The sequence below is a fragment of the Blautia sp. AF26-2 genome, from assembly GCF_003460955.1.
Lineage (GTDB): Bacteria > Bacillota > Clostridia > Lachnospirales > Lachnospiraceae > Fusicatenibacter > Fusicatenibacter saccharivorans.
The window spans coordinates 189,786-205,057 of the sequence record NZ_QTWD01000008.1 but is presented as its reverse complement, the minus strand read 5'-3'; the positions used below and the strand labels follow the sequence as shown (position 1 = coordinate 205,057).

The window sequence follows — 15,272 nt, the reverse complement described above, 5'->3', positions numbered from 1 at the left end:
CCTTTCATGAATAAGCAGGACTGATGTTGGAAGATCGAGATGAAAAATCAGGCTGCATATTTCGGATACCGCAGATTATTATATAAAAGATATGGAAAAGATGCAAGAAAAAGGTCAGAAACCGAAAAAAATGCGGTTTTTCAAAAAATCGACAAATTTTTCCAGCCAATTCTTGACAATCAACAAAAATCGCGTTAAAATTGCTTCTGTCGTGTAAAAGCAAATTCTGAGAAAAGAAAAAGTAAATGCAGACAAATCGTTTTCAGAGAGCTGCCGGAAAGGTGCGAGACAGCAACGAATCTGGATTGAAAATCATCTTGGAGAAGGAAAGCCCAACGAATCGGCCGTGTATCGTACTATGTGCCGGAATTCCAGTAGGTTTTCACGGGAGTTTCCCGTTACAGAAACCGCGTATGCTTGTGCGTTGTATTCGTGCTTGTTTCAAAGAAGAGACAAGGGTGGTTGCGGGAAAAGAACAGTTCCGTCCCTCGTTGAGGGGCGGATTTTTTTGTTTGTCAGCTGCAAATTCACCCCGGTAATACAGCCTGGCAAAGAATAGATCCTGCTGGAACATTGTACCTGACAGCGGGAAAAGGGAGGAAACATATGAAAGTGTACAAAAAAATCATGAATGGACTGGCATTTGTTGAGAAACTGGTTCTCGTGCTGTCCACGATCCTGATTGTTGTGCTTACGGTGGGAAACGTTCTTTCCCGTAAGGTACTGCATCAGTCCTGGTCATTTACCGAAGAGCTTGTCGTTGCGGTATTTGTCCTGATTACACTTCTCGCAGCAGCGCTTGCTGCCCGTGACGGAGAACTGGTCAATCTTTCTTTGCTGCCGGACCGTCTTTCTGCGAAGGCGAGAAGAATCCTGCTGGTTGTCAACACAGCATTTAGTGTTGCCTTTACCGTAGTTCTGTTTAAATACGGCATGGACAAGGTACTGACCCAGCTTGCCAACGGAAAGAGAACGTTCGTTTTAAACTGGCCGGAATGGATTTTCTGGTCTTTCGTACCGATCGGCGCAGCCTGCATGACGCTGCACATGATCGAATATCTGATTGATACATTCGTAAAAGCAAAAGAGGAGGGACAGAAAAAATGATCAGTGCAATTCTTTTTCTTTCATTCTTTGTTTTTCTGATCCTTGGTATCCCGATTGGCATCTGCCTTGGTCTGTCTTCGATCTGCGCGATCCTGTACTCCGGTACATCCCTGACCATCGTAGCAACCAATATGTATTCCGGTATCAGTAAATTTTTGCTCCTTGCCATTCCGTTCTTTGTATTGTCCGGAAACATTATGGCAAAAGCGGGCATTTCCAAACGACTGATTCGTTTCGTCGACACCTGCGTCGGCCATAAAAAAGGCGGTATCGCCATCGTATGCGTTATTGTAGCCTGCTTCTTTGGTGCGATTTCCGGTTCCGGTCCGGCAACCGTAGCAGCACTTGGTATGGTTCTGATCCCTGCCATGATTGAGCGAAGCGGATTTTCTGCTCCGTTTTCCACGGCCCTGATGGCGACGTCAAGTTCGATTGCGATCGTCATACCGCCGAGTATTGCATTCGTTGTTTATGCATCCATCACAGGCGTATCCATTGCCGATATGTTCACAGCAGGTATCGTTCCTGGTATTCTGATGGGTGTGGCCCTTGTCATCGTTGTTCTTCTGGAGGCAAAGAAACACAACATTCAGCCGACCCAGAAAAAAGCAACAGCCAAAGAAAGATGGGATGCCTTTAAAGATGCTTTCTGGGGATTCTTAATGCCGGTCATCATACTTGGCGGTATCTATGGAAGTGTTTTCACCCCGACCGAGGCAGCTGCCGTTTCCGTTGTATACGGTCTGTTTGTCGGAATCTTTATTTATAAAGAGATCAAACTGAAAGACCTGTGGGATCTGATGGTAGATTCTGCCAAAACAACCGGTGGAATTATGCTGATCGTCGCAAGTGCTTCTCTGTTCTCCTTTGTCTGCACAAAGTTTGGTATTGCGCAGGCAGCATCGGATCTTCTTGGAAGCGTTGCTCATAACCAGTTTGTATTCCTTCTGATTGTCAATATCATTTTCCTGATTGCAGGATGCTTTATCGATGCAAACTCTGCCATGTATATTTTCATCCCGATTATGCTTCCGGTCTGCAAAGCCCTTGGCTATGACCTGATAGCATTCGGTATCGTGGCAACGGTCAACCTGGCCATCGGACAGGTAACTCCGCCGGTCGGTGTCAACCTGTTTGTCGCCATTTCCGTAAAACTGAAAAAAGGAATGGAAGTTACCATTCAGCAGATTTCCAAAGCCGTTATGCCAATGATCGCAGCATCGGTAGCAGTTCTGCTTCTGATTACGTATGTTCCGCAGATTTCCACGTTCCTTCCAAAAGCACTGGCAAAAGACGGAGCTTATACCGGAACGGTAGCTGCAGCAACGAATTCCGATACTTCCAGTGGCGATGGTTCGGATGGCAGCACAGCAGGAAATTCCTCCGGCAATGAGGATTACAATGATATCGCTGATTACAGTGACCTTGGATGGGAAGAGCAGACCTGGAACTTTACCTGCTCCACCACCGAGAACAGTACCTGGGCAGAAGGCGGACGCAAGTTCGGCGAGCTCATGGAAAAAGCAACCGGCGGCAAGATCAAAGTCAATGTATACGCCGCAGACCAGCTGACCAACGGAAACCAGTCCGAGGGAATCCAGGCACTGATGAACGGAGACCCGGTACAGATTTCGATGCACAGCAACCTGATTTACTCTGCGTTTGACCCGAGATTTAACGTCGTATCTCTTCCGTTCCTGTTTGATTCGGTAGAAGATGCGGATGCAAAACTGGACGGCGAGGCAGGCGAAAAATTAAAAGCAATCCTCGATGAGTACGGCCTGCACTGCATGGGAATCGCCGAGAACGGTTTCCGCCAGCTGACCAACAGCAAGCAGGAAGTAAAAACCGTCGATGATATGAAAAACCTGAAAATCCGTGTCGCAGGAAGTAACCTGCTGATGGAGTGTTACAAACGCTGGGGCGCCGATGCGACCAACATGAACTGGTCCGAGACCTACACAGCCCTGCAGCAAAAAACCGTAGAAGGTCAGGAGAATCCGCTGCCGGCTATCGACGCAGCCAGTGTACAGGAAGTACAGCCGTACTGCTCCATGTGGAATGCAATTTATGACTGCCTGTTCTTCTGCATTAACGGAGACATCTATAACAATCTGACTCCGGAACAGCAGAAAGTTGTCGATGAGGCCGGACAGAAAGCCGTCGATTACGAACGTGCGATCAACCGTGCCGGTGACGATGAGATCATGAACCGCTGGCAGAACGAGAACGGTGTCAAGATCACAAAATACGAAGATATGGACATCGATTCCTTCAAACAGGCCGTAGACGGTGTGGATGAGTGGTATCAGAAAGAGCTGGAAAGCCAGGGATATGATGATGCAAAAGACCTGATCGAAGTCTTTACAAAGAAAGATACTTCTTCTGCAGGTACATATGATGTAGAAGACAGAAGCGATCTCGACTGGCCAGAGCAGACCTGGAACTTCACCTGCTCCACGACAGAAACCAGTACCTGGGCAGAAGGCGGCCGGAAGTTCGGTGAGCTGATTGAAAAAGCAACCGGCGGCAAGATCAAAGTCAACGTATATGCCGCAGACCAGCTGACCAACGGAAACCAGTCCGAAGGTATCCAGGCACTGATCGATGGAGATCCGGTACAGATTTCCATGCACAGCAACCTGATTTACTCTGCATTTGATCCGAGATTTAACGTCGTATCCCTTCCGTTCCTGTTTGATTCCGTAGAAGATGCGGATGCAAAACTGGACGGCGAGGCAGGCGAAAAATTGAAAGAGATCCTTGATGAGTACGGCCTGCACTGCATGGGAATCGCTGAGAATGGTTTCCGTCAGCTGACCAACAGCAAGCAGGAAGTAAAAACCGTCGATGACATGAAAAACCTGAAAATCCGTGTGGCAGGAAGCAACCTGCTGATGGAATGCTACAAACGCTGGGGCGCCGATGCGACCAACATGAACTGGTCCGAGACCTACACGGCCCTGCAGCAGAAAACCGTAGAAGGCCAGGAAAATCCTCTTCCGGCTATCGATGCAGCAAGCGTACAGGAAGTACAGCCGTACTGCTCGATGTGGAATGCAATTTATGACTGTCTGTTCTTCTGCATCAACGGGGACATTTACGACAGTATGACTCCGGAGCAGCAGGAAGTAATCGATGAGTGCGGACGTCTGGCAACACAGTACGAGCGTGAAATCAACCGCGCCGGTGATGATGAAATCATGAACCGCTGGCAGAATGAAAATGGTGTTACCATTACCAATTATGAGGATATGGACATCGATTCCTTCAAACAGGCCGTAGACGGCGTGGACGAGTGGTATCAGAAAGAACTGGAAGGACAGGGATATGATGATGCCAAAGAGCTGATTGAGACGTTTACAAAATAGGCAGCTTCGTGAATATCTTTATAAGATTTGCTGAGTTTGCCTGAAAAAAATAATGTAACAAACTACATATTTGGTAGAAAATAAAAATCCATCCATGCCTTGGAGGTCTCCGGTGAGACTGTTTCCGGGCGTGGGTGGATTTTTTTATTTGAGTTTTCCAGGAAAACAGGTATACTGGATGGTATCAGAAAACGGGAGATTTGAATCAATGAAACAGAAAAAAGAACGGGAAAAAGAAATCAGCCAATGGCCATGGATTTCCATGCTGCCGTTTGGAATCCTGGCGGGATACTGGGGAGATAAGGAAGTGCGGATCACGGCAATTTCAGAATATGGCTTTCAGACCCGTCTTGCGGTACCGGCTACGGCGGAGCAGGAAAACGCACCGTGGGAACTGGCATTTTACGATCAGAAAACAGCATCCTACCAGCGGATTCTTCTTCGTGATGCGACTCTGCTACAGGAAAAAGAAGAGGATTTTGATACGATTTATACATTTGTGACAGACCAGGAAGACTACCGAAATGCGGTACAGCGCCTTGCCCTGCAATACAGCCAGTATATCCGGTGGAAAATGGAGGACGATGATGCCGCGCTTGCAGAAGAGATGACAGGATATCCTGCGGAGCAGGATGCGTTTCATCTGGAAAGTCTGGAAGAGCAGAAAAAGGTATGGTTTTCCGGAATTGAGAAGGAAACATTTGTGGCATTGCAAAATGGCTTTGCGGAATCCGAGCAGCCCGGGCAGCCGGTCGAGCTGGCGCTCGAACTGGACCGGCCAGAATGGTATGAGGCGTATCTTTCGATGGAAAGTGCGGTGTTTTTTGATGCTTATTTTCGGAGAAATCAGATTCCGAATCCGCCGGTTTTCCACCCGGACCGGCTCTATATAGGAAATGCTTTTTGCCCGCATCTGGCGCCGAAAGAAGAGGAACTGTTTGCACTGATGGACAAAGCCTGCCGGGAGTCATTTTCAATTACGCTTACTTTTCCATTTTTGCTGGAAGAAAATCTGACGGAAACGCAAGCACGTCTGCAGCATCTTGCCAGATGGTGTGAACAAAAGAACAAAACCATTGAGATTGTCGTAAATGACTGGGGAACGGCCCATCTGGCATCTCAGTTTCCGGTGTTTTCCCTCTGCCTTGGCGTGCTGCTCAACAAGCGAAAAAAAGATCCACGGATGGCCTATAAGCTGGGGAACCGGACGCTGTTTGAACAAAATAGCGTTCATGCGGCGTTTTACCAGGAATATTTAAAAGAAGAATTTCGGATGGAACGGTATGAATGGGAGAGCTGCGGCGATACCAGTACAAGGAAGTTTCCAGAAGGGAAAAACAGTATGCATCTTCCATTTTATCAGACCAATACCTCACAGTACTGTCCACTGTATGCAGCATGTACTAAAGGAAGCCGCGGCGCGCAGACGCCGGTGCGGAAGTGCCATAGATTCTGTGAAGAACAGGCGTTTTTGTATCCGGAGCATTTGCGGATGATGGGGAGGTATAATTCGTTGTTTGGGATTGATTTGTCGATCTTGCAGGAGCCGGAGGCGATGGGGAAAATGTATGGGCTGCGCGGGATAGACCGGATTGTAGTGAATTTGCTATAGTGACTTCTTAAGAAGGATGTTCGCAGTTCATATTTTCAACTTGATAGAGCTGCCAATTCGTGATAAGTTGAAAAACAACTGGAAGGGTGCAGACTTCTCTGAAATATTTTTGAGGAGGTGTATGCACATGGGAAAACCGGATATTGTTACCAAAGCATACATGCGAAAGAGTAACATTTTTGCAGATGCGTTCAATTATCTTATCTACAATGGAAGAAAAGTTATTAATCCAGAAAAACTGACAGAAGTTGATTCAACAGAGATTGCCATATCGTTTGGCGCAAAGAAAGAGAGAAAAGAGGCAAAAGAGATAACCGAAATGACAGAAGATCCGGTTCAGAAATATCGGGATATATTGAAAACAGCTGCGGTTATGCAGGAATCGGAAACGTATTATCTGCTTCTTGGAATCGAAAATCAGACAGACATTCATTATGCAATGCCGGTTCGAAACATGATATACGATGCTTTACAGTATGGCAAACAGGTTACAGACACTGCGGCAAGCATCATATCTTTCCGAAACATTATCTTGAAAAGATCGGGTACGATAATGACCGTGACAGAAACCAGATTGCGAACTTTACATACTTGGACTATACAACAAACATTGATATTTCCGATGAAGCTCCGGCGGAATATGTCTGCCGGTACCGAGAGAAATTAGGAGAAGAAGGATACAGGCTTGCCTGTGCTCAGAATGCATTACCTGAGAATTTTGAGCAGTTATCGTATCCTGAATTTCTGAAGCAGAGAAGATTATTGATGGCGCAGATCGTAAAAAAGGCATATAATGAACTTGACAAGTAAGTATCTATAAAATGTCTGAAGAAGTGTTTTCAGTTTAAAACAGAGAAAACAGTTTTGCACAGCACATGCTTTATATTTTCTATCAAGGAGATCATCACAATATGGAAAACCAAACAATCGCTTATTACAACCAAAACGCAGCTTCTTTCATACAAGGCACTGTTTCTGTAGATTTCCAGACGACGCAGGATAAATTTTTAAACGCTTTGCCGGGAAAGAGAGTGCTGGATTTCGGGTGTGGTTCCGGAAGAGACACGAAGTATTTTCTGGGAAACGGTCTTGTTGTTACGGCGCTGGACGGTTCAGAAGAACTGTGCAAATACGCCAGTGCCTATACCGGTATTCCGGTAAAAAACATGATATTTCAGGATTTGGATGAGATGAATCAATATGACGGCATCTGGGCGTGTTCATCGATTCTGCATTTACCGAAAAAAGAATTAAAAATGGTATTCCATAAGATGGTAACAGCGTTGGACACTAATGGGATTATTTATACCTCCTTTAAATATGGAACGTTTGAAGGCGAAAGAAGCGGCCGTTTTTTTACGGATTTCACACCGGATACTTTTTCTGATTTTATCAAGGATGTGGAGCAGATTCGAATAGAAGAAGAGTGGCTTACGGATGATGTAAGACCGGGAAGGGAGAAGGAAAAGTGGCTGAATCTGATATTGAAAAAGACAGGTTTCTAGCAGAACACGCAGATTTTAGATTTCGGGAACAGGTGTGTTATCCAAATGGCGGAATTTCCCGGTTTTATGATAATGGGATAGATATGGTTGTTATTGATGATGGTATCTGCTCTCATGAGCCAAAAGAGCCGGTTTTTCCCTATATGCTGATTACGGAGAAGCAGAATGATTATATGCATCGCTTTCAAAGGGTGTTTCGTTTTCTGGGATATGTGCGGGAAAATCTGGATTCATATCTTGCCAAAGATGGAATTGTCTTGGAAGGCGGTTATATACGAAACACAGGAGATCGGAGCGAGCAGGCCGATGCTTCTCCGCTGGAAATTCATTTCGAAGAGAATTTTTCAAGTGTTTATGGAATGAATGCGCTGAGATATCTGACGCGGGAATATGGAATCTGTGATGAAAATGGAAGGAATTATTTTCTCGATTATTTTGTCAGAACAAAGGATCAGAAATATGCGATCGAAGAAAACGGCCTTGATTACCATCATCCGCAAATTATTGGAGAGGAAAAATATCGCAATCAGCTCAAGAAACAAAATACGTGTGCCCTGTGGGGGATCAAGTTATTTCGCTTTTCCAAAGAGGATTGCGAATTTGCCAGTCGGATTGAGGATGATATCAAACAGTATTTTGGAAAAGATTCTTCGAATTTTGTGGATGACGGAATCAAAGTTGAAAGAAAAGTTGAGCTGTATGAACATCAGACTGTCAGCCTGCAGGAGATACAAAAGCGCAGAGATGCGGGTATCAAGGCATTTTTGATTGTGCTGCCTACAGCAGCGGGAAAATCGAAAATTGTGGAAGAAGATTTACGGACATTCGCGGAAGGAAAACAAAAGTTTCGTGGACTGATTCTGGTTCCGGGAGTCAATCTTTTGCTGGACTGGGAAGAAAGAATAAAGGCTTCGCTGCCAGAGTTAAAAGATAAGATTGATATTCGAACGTATGCCTTCGCGGCCAGACATTATACGGACACTACACCAGACTATTACAATTATCTTGTCGTGGATGAAGCACATCATGCGGTTGCGCCAGTGCTGAAAAGAGTTGTGCAATACTATCGGACAGCTTTTACGATAGGCCTGACGGCGACGGATCAGCGGCCGGATAAAAGAAAGCTGGAAACGGTGTTTGGATCGTATACGACTTCGTTATCCTTAAAAGAAGCGATGGAAAAGGGAGTGGTCGCGAAAGCGAATGTTTACCGGATTGAAACGAATCTTGATCTTTCCAGTGTAAGGTTCAATGGGCGGGATTATGTCAATGCGGATCTGGAAAAAAGAATCCGGGTCACTTCAAGAAATGAGCTGATTGTCCAGGTACTTTCAGAGTATTTTACATCCGGCGAAGCGGGCACGAGACAGGGTGTTGTTTTTTGTGTCAATGTTGCGCATGCGAACGAAATGGCAAAGCTCCTTAATAAGGCAAATATTTCAGCGGCCAGCTACACAAGACAGACGAAAAATCAAAGTTCTGTTATGAAAGCGTTTAAAGAAAAGGAAATCCGTTTCCTGTGTGCCTGCAATATGATTTCAGAGGGATGGGATTATCCGGAACTCGGCATTCTGGTGATGGCAAGGCCTACGCTTTCCAAGGTTCTTTATCTGCAGCAGGTCGGAAGGGGACTGCGGAAAACGGACACCAAGAAAAATGTGATTGTGATTGACGTAGTCGATGAGTACGGCGCCATGATCAAGCCCTGCAGTATGCATTCTGTTTTTGCCAATCCTTATTATGTTCCGTTTGGCGATATCATAAAAATGGATTATAAACCGGGAGATCTGGTGGTGATTGATGGAATGGAAGAGCGGATTGAGCGGATTACAGAGGTGGATATCCATTCTTTTGAAGAAAAATACGGCGATTATCTGAGCCAGGAGCAGGTCGCCAGGGAATATTTTGTGAATACGGGAACCATCACAAGCTGGATCAGAGCCGGAAAATTAACACCAGAAGTGCAGTACAAATTCGGCAGTAAAACGTTATACTTATTCAGTCCGGACGAAGTGGAAAAATATCGGAAGCAGCTTGGAATTAAGGAACACAACGATGCGACCATCAAAGAAGATTTTTTTGCGTTCCTGGAAGAAAGAGATTATTCACTTTCTTATAAAATGCCGTTTCTGCTGGCTTTTATCCGTCATGTGGATTCTATTGGAGATGCAAAAATAGAGGAGATTCTGGAGGACTATATTGCTTTTTACCAGAACAGAATAACCCGGGGACTTCCCGTAGACCGGAGTACATGCCCGTATAATGAAACGATGCTGCAGGATAAGAAAGCAATGCAGAGAAGTATGCTGACCAATCCGTTTGAGAAATTTGAGAGAAAACGGTTCTTGTATTATTCGAAGGATCTGAGTGTAATCTCGATGAATCATGCGCTGTACAGCCAGATGGAAGCAGGGGACTGGGAGCGGGTGAGAAGGCAGATGGAGGAAGATTTGGCGGAGTATTATGCGAAAGTGGAAGGAGCTGTGCTGGTGAAGAGATAGCGGAAAGAATTTCTTCCCCAGAGATTTGATTTGGAAAGGTACGTGTAAATATAGCAGGATACAAGAGATTACCGGTGGAATTTGAAGATTTTCAGGAAGTTTGAAAATCTGGATTTTACTATGTGGATAAAGCAAAGCTGATTGAACAGCTTTTTGAAAGTAAACGGTAAATTCCGAGTACCTTTTTATCCCACTACATTTATGCCATAATCACACTGACCAAATTAACATAGTCCAAAAAGTTCAGTACTCAATTTTTAGACTGACTATAATTAAGGGAGGGATGGTATGGCTACGCAAACCAGTCTTATAGCGTAGCAGGTCAGGATCCGGCAGTGGGCAGAACAAATTCGTGCCTGTCAGAACCGTCCGGCGGTCATGGATGTTGACACCTGGTGCGTACAGAACAATCTCACAAAATCTAATTCTCTGAGATTTCAAGAGACGATGTGTTAGATGCGTATGAGGATATGGAAGAGGATGCCGGATTATTAATCCCACATCCACAGAACGAACCGGTCATAGGTGTGATAGATACACAGTTCAATGAAAAAGTGTATTTTCACGAGTGGGTTGAATATAAAAATCTTTTGGATCCTAATATTCCTCTGTCCAGGAAAGATTATGAACACGGAACAGCTGTCAGCTATATTATCGTAGATGGTCCACAGGGAAACCCGGAGCTTGCGGATGGCTGCGGCAGATTTCGCGTAAGACATTTTGGAGTGGCAACAAATAACGGATTTAGTTCTTTTACTGTTCTGAAAATGATCCGAAATATTGTTGCGTCCAATCGAGATATTAAAGTCTGGAATTTATCGCTGGGATCAAAACTTGAAATCAAACCAAATTTTATTTCGCCGGAGGCTGCAGAGCTGGATCGTATTCAGAGTGAATATGATGTTATTTTTGTGGTAGCAGGTACAAATATTCCGGCAGGAGTTACCAAAAAGAATATGAGAATTGGATCTCCGGCAGATTCCCTGAATTCTATGGTGGTTAATGCTGTGGATTTTGCAGGAAACTCTGCTTCTTATACCAGGATTGGACCTGTTCTGTCGTTTTTTCATAAACCGGATGTCAGTTATTATGGTGGTGATGGAACGGTCTATACAGATAAAATGGTGGTATGCAAAGACGATATGGGAGCAGCATACGTAGCGGGAACTTCATTTGCAGCGCCATGGATTTCACGTAAACTGGCATATTTGATTCATATTATGGGATTAAGCCGGGAAGTGGCGAAAGCATTGCTGATTGATGCAGCTTCCGGATGGAATCGAAGAGATGATATTTCACATAGAATCGGATATGGTGTTGTGCCAAAGCATATTAATGAGGTTTTAAAAACACCGGATGATGAAATACGTTTCATTATGACAGGGGCATCGGAGGAATATGAAACTTATACTTATAATCTGCCAGTGCCTGTTGTAGATCATGCGCACCCGTTTTATGCAAGAGCTACCCTGGCATATTTTCCACAGTGCGATCGCAAACAGGGTGTTGACTATACGAGTACAGAAATGGATATTCAGTTTGGCAGAGTTGTTGCCAAAAGAGGGTCAACCATGATTAAAGCAATTGATGACAATCGACAGTCTGAAGAGAAACAGATTACTTTGTACGAAGAAGATGCAAGAAAAATGTATCGCAAATGGGATAATGTGAAACATATCAGTGAAAAAATAAAAGAAAAAAGGGTTCCCCGAAAGGCTTATGATTCTGGGTTATGGGGACTTAAGATTAATACGAAAGAATGCTTGCAGAAAAGAAAAGATTCTCTTCCGTTTGGTGTGGTTGTAACGTTAAAAGAGATGAATGGAGTAAATCGTATAGACGATTTTGTAAAGATGTGTTTTGCAAGAGGTTGGCTGGTTCAGAGACTTGATATTGAAAATCAGCTGGATTTGTATGCTAAGGCGGAGGAAGAGATTGAATTTGAATGAGGCGCAAGCGAAAGGATTTAACTTATGAAAATCACATCAGGCCTCGGCTCCATTGATGACTATCCCCGTTACGTCCGCGCCGGTGCAGACGAGCTGTTCTGCGGTTACGTTCCATTTTCCTGGTCAGAAAAATACGGAACGGTTCTGCCGCTGAATCGGAGAGAGGTTTTAAACTATAACGTACAAATTGGATCGTTCAGTGAACTGGAAATTCTGGCCAATATGGTGCAGAAATACCAGAAGCCAGTGCATCTGGCGTTCAATTCGCTGTATTACCGGCCGGAACAGTATGAAGAAATTGCACAGATCATCCAACAGTGCCGCAGCATAGGGTTTGACAGTTATATTCTTGCGGATCCCGCGCTGCTTGTGTACCTGCGAAAAGAAAAGATCGACTGTGAGGTGCATCTGAGCGGGGATTTGGGAACAGTGAATTCTGCGATGACAGAGGTTTTTGCGAAAGAATACCCGAAGAGGATCATTTTCCAGCGCAAAAATACGATCTCGGAAATGCGTGCAGTGATTCGGCATATAACTGCGCAGAAAGAAGCCGCTCGAAAAGAATGGACTTATCCAACGGAGTTCGAGGCATTTGCTTTGAATGAACTGTGCCAGTTCAGTGGTGCTTTCTGCAATTCCCTGCACTGCGATGAAATGGGATATCTTTGCCGGGTTCCTTACTGGAAGAAACCGATGTCGCTTTCAGAATCTAAATTAGAAAAACAAGAAAAAAATCGTCCGGGAGAAAATATTTCTATATCCGAATGGGATTCTGCATCAGAACTGATGAATCCTGTATCGGAAGATGGTTACCTCTGCGGCGCAACCGGCTGCGGCCTGTGTACATTAAAACAGCTTTCCGATGCTGGAATCACTCATCTGAAGCTGGTAGGCCGGGGAAATTATACCGATTTTATGGAGCGTGATATCCGAAATCTGCGCCGCACGCTGGAGATTCTGGAGGATTCTTCTACGGAAGAAGAATATATCCGAGCGATGAAAGCAGAGCTTTTTCCAAATGGATGCAGTCACATGTGCTATGCCAGATAAAATATGTCAATTCTTTCTGAATCTAAAGAGATAGTGGAGAACGTAATGAGAAATGTTTTCCCAGCACGCTTTAATAATTGACATAATGATGAATCGTCTTCTGCGTGATTATTTATAATAATTACGAAATGCGACGAAAATCAACCAGACGCTGCTGAAACGGATCGTGGCCGTAGCTTCGATTGCGATCGCGTGCAGCAAACTCTTTTTCTGATTGAAAAACCATTTCCGCAGCCTGCACGCCCCACTTTGCGGTATATTTTGCCCTCATTCAGTCGCCGTAGCCCGCTACGCCTCCTTCATTCAGACAAAATCTCCCACAAATTGGAACATGCAGACTACGAAAAGCCTTTTTCAAACACACTCTAGCGCTTTGCACACAAACTTTAGTTAGAAGCGTATCCCAATTGTTCTTATTGACTAAATATTTCCTTAGGGAATACAATATAGAAAAAGTAAAAAGGAGGGATACCATGCAGGCACTTTCAAAGAAAAAAACCGGTGATATCTGTACCATCAAATGGATGTTTGGAATCCCTGATGTTCTGGATTTCCTCCGAAGCCGTAAAATCAAAGAAGGCAGCACCGTACAGGTCATCCAGAGAATAAACGGTGGATTGATCCTTGGCATGGATGGAAAACGGATTGCAATGTGTGATGCAGCTGCAGACCGGATTCAGGTATGAAAGGAAGAAAAATCAAAATGAGCGGAACCTTGGAAGAGGAGCCGCTCATTTTGATTTTCCAAATACCCACAAAAGAATTTTCGTAGATAAGTGTGCAGACTGCGGAAATGATTTTTAATAAATACGCGCCAGGAAATTTTCAAGCTTTTCTTTACATAGAACCGTTGCGAAACAGCCGCCAGATAGAGTAAAATAGAGCAGATCTTAAGAAAAAGGAAGTTGGACTTTTATGATATTATTAGAACAGATACAAAAAGAACATGCCGCTGCTTTTACGCACGGCGGAAAATTTCATGCGGATGATGTGTTCTCTGCGGCACTGCTTCTGCATTTTAATCCGCAGCTTACCATCCAGCGCGGAAATCGTGTGCCGGAGGATTTTGACGGGATTGTTTTTGATATTGGAAGAGGAGAATACGACCATCACCAGAAAGACAGCCGGATCCGGGAAAACCAGGTTCCGTACGCGGCGTTTGGCCTTTTATGGGAGGCACTTGGCACAGAAATTTTAAGTCCGGAGATGGCCGCGCGGTTTGACGAGAAGTTTGTACAGCCGCTCGATCTCAATGATAATACAGGAGAAAAGAATGAACTCGCCAGTATGATCGGCATGTTCAATCCGGTATGGGATGATAACAGCGGAAGCGATGCTGCTTTCCTGGAAGCGGTGGCAGTGGCCGGACGGATTTTGGAACATAAATGGGAGCGTTTTCGTGCGGATGAGCGGGCGGAGCAGCAGTTTGCAGCTCTTCTTGCCGAACACAGGAAGCGGATCGCAGCGGAGAAAAAGGCAGGAACAATGGATGAAAAGATTCTGATTCTGTCGGAATTTTTTCCATGTCAGAAACAGCTTTCCGCGACTGAAATTGCATTTCTGATATTCCCATCGAACCGCGGCGGTTACTGCGTGCAGCCGGTTCGAAAAGAAAATTCATTCAATTACAAGTATGATTTTCCGGAAACATGGCTTGGTCTGGAAAAAGAAGCACTGCAGGAAGCGACGGGGCTTTCCGATGTGTCTTTCTGCCACAAAGGAGGATTTCTTCTCACCGCAGAAACGCTTGACGATGCCGTCGCTGCCTGTCGCATCAGCCTTACGGGAATGCCAAAAGCACCGGTTCTGATCCACATCGGTACCGATGCGATTGATGCGGATGACGCGCTTTTGCGGCAGATGCCGGGCATGGAGCATGCAGTTATTCTTCATAAACCGCTGCTGGAGGCCCCGGAACTGAACATCTGTGGCAGTTATGCCGTGTCATCACTTGAAAAAGCAGAATGGAAGATACGCCTGCGGGAATACCTGTCGGACCTGTTAAAAGAAAAGCCGGAGGCTGTCTGTGTCAGCGGTGATCTCTTTGCGGCCTATCCGGTCATGCACCAGCTCCGCAAAAAACATATTCCGGTTCTGACGGTATCAGAGCAGAATGGAAAACGGCTGCTGGTCCGCATTCCGTCCGGTTCCTGAGAATTTACAGAGAATCTCTCTCA

At 45.0% G+C, this 15,272-nt stretch carries 10 protein-coding genes, 3 pseudogenes and 1 other annotated feature; of the genes and pseudogenes, 12 read left to right on the top strand and 1 reads right to left on the bottom strand.

Features of this window, described 5'->3' with window-relative positions; genetic code table 11:
- Nucleotides 1-39 precede the first annotated feature (39 nt).
- From DWY63_RS18035 to DWY63_RS12175, 9 genes and pseudogenes are all read left to right on the top strand, one after another.
- Nucleotides 40-198, top strand: coding sequence for a hypothetical protein (locus DWY63_RS18035; RefSeq protein ID WP_156327599.1), 159 nt, complete (start codon nt 40-42; stop codon nt 196-198).
- A 21-nt stretch (nt 199-219) separates the two neighbouring features.
- Nucleotides 220-492 (top strand) — a binding site (T-box leader).
- 114 nt (nt 493-606) lie between these two features.
- On the top strand, nt 607-1,107 hold the full coding sequence (locus tag DWY63_RS12215) for a TRAP transporter small permease (protein ID WP_055228267.1): 501 nt from the start codon (nt 607-609) through the stop codon (nt 1,105-1,107).
- Nucleotides 1,104-4,478, top strand: coding sequence for a TRAP transporter large permease subunit (locus tag DWY63_RS12210; protein WP_117802301.1), 3,375 nt, complete (start codon nt 1,104-1,106; stop codon nt 4,476-4,478). Before DWY63_RS12215 ends, DWY63_RS12210 begins: the two co-directional genes overlap by 4 nt.
- Before the next feature lie 208 nt (nt 4,479-4,686).
- Nucleotides 4,687-6,090, top strand: coding sequence for a hypothetical protein (locus DWY63_RS12205; protein WP_147343072.1), 1,404 nt, complete (start codon nt 4,687-4,689; stop codon nt 6,088-6,090).
- A gap of 127 nt (nt 6,091-6,217) precedes the next feature.
- Nucleotides 6,218-6,595, top strand: a pseudogene (locus tag DWY63_RS18030) (transposase); the annotation flags it as partial.
- Between the two features lie 406 nt (nt 6,596-7,001).
- Nucleotides 7,002-7,595, top strand: a complete 594-nt coding sequence (locus DWY63_RS12195) for a class I SAM-dependent methyltransferase (RefSeq protein ID WP_117802299.1) — start codon at nt 7,002-7,004, stop codon at nt 7,593-7,595.
- Entirely contained in the window at nt 7,559-10,096 is a 2,538-nt protein-coding gene (locus tag DWY63_RS12190; RefSeq protein WP_117802298.1) for a DEAD/DEAH box helicase, read from the top strand. The genes DWY63_RS12195 and DWY63_RS12190 overlap by 37 nt, the downstream gene beginning before the upstream one ends.
- Before the next feature lie 449 nt (nt 10,097-10,545).
- Nucleotides 10,546-12,045: a S8 family peptidase gene (locus tag DWY63_RS12180; RefSeq protein ID WP_243001887.1), complete on the top strand. Its 1,500-nt coding sequence runs from the start codon at nt 10,546-10,548 to the stop codon at nt 12,043-12,045.
- 24 nt (nt 12,046-12,069) lie between these two features.
- Nucleotides 12,070-13,095 (top strand): U32 family peptidase, encoded by a 1,026-nt coding sequence (locus tag DWY63_RS12175; RefSeq protein ID WP_117802297.1) that lies wholly within the window; start codon nt 12,070-12,072, stop codon nt 13,093-13,095.
- Between the two features lie 121 nt (nt 13,096-13,216).
- On the opposite strand, the pseudogene DWY63_RS18925 reads toward DWY63_RS12175, so the two are convergent.
- Nucleotides 13,217-13,402: pseudogene (locus DWY63_RS18925) on the bottom strand (DUF6783 domain-containing protein).
- Between DWY63_RS18925 and DWY63_RS18920 the strand changes: the two are divergent.
- The 3 genes and pseudogenes from DWY63_RS18920 to DWY63_RS12160 form a co-directional block, all read left to right on the top strand.
- Nucleotides 13,370-13,489 (top strand): annotated as a pseudogene (locus DWY63_RS18920) (DUF6783 domain-containing protein); the annotation flags it as partial. The pseudogenes DWY63_RS18925 and DWY63_RS18920 overlap by 33 nt on opposite strands.
- Nucleotides 13,490-13,568: 79 nt before the next feature.
- A complete protein-coding gene (locus DWY63_RS12165; protein WP_022461118.1) occupies nt 13,569-13,781 on the top strand; it encodes a ferrous iron transport protein A in 213 nt (70 codons plus the stop codon).
- A 229-nt stretch (nt 13,782-14,010) separates the two neighbouring features.
- Nucleotides 14,011-15,249: an MYG1 family protein gene (locus DWY63_RS12160; RefSeq protein ID WP_117802296.1), complete on the top strand. Its 1,239-nt coding sequence runs from the start codon at nt 14,011-14,013 to the stop codon at nt 15,247-15,249.
- The last annotated feature ends 23 nt before the right edge of the window (nt 15,250-15,272 follow it).

Coding starts and splice junctions, on each gene's coding strand:
- DWY63_RS18035 (WP_156327599.1), top strand. CDS start 40: ATGAAAAATCAGGCTGCATATTTCGGATACCGCAGATTATTATATAAA.
- DWY63_RS12215 (WP_055228267.1), top strand. CDS start 607: ATGAAAGTGTACAAAAAAATCATGAATGGACTGGCATTTGTTGAGAAA.
- DWY63_RS12210 (WP_117802301.1), top strand. CDS start 1,104: ATGATCAGTGCAATTCTTTTTCTTTCATTCTTTGTTTTTCTGATCCTT.
- DWY63_RS12205 (WP_147343072.1), top strand. CDS start 4,687: ATGAAACAGAAAAAAGAACGGGAAAAAGAAATCAGCCAATGGCCATGG.
- DWY63_RS12195 (WP_117802299.1), top strand. CDS start 7,002: ATGGAAAACCAAACAATCGCTTATTACAACCAAAACGCAGCTTCTTTC.
- DWY63_RS12175 (WP_117802297.1), top strand. CDS start 12,070: ATGAAAATCACATCAGGCCTCGGCTCCATTGATGACTATCCCCGTTAC.
- DWY63_RS12165 (WP_022461118.1), top strand. CDS start 13,569: ATGCAGGCACTTTCAAAGAAAAAAACCGGTGATATCTGTACCATCAAA.
- DWY63_RS12160 (WP_117802296.1), top strand. CDS start 14,011: ATGATATTATTAGAACAGATACAAAAAGAACATGCCGCTGCTTTTACG.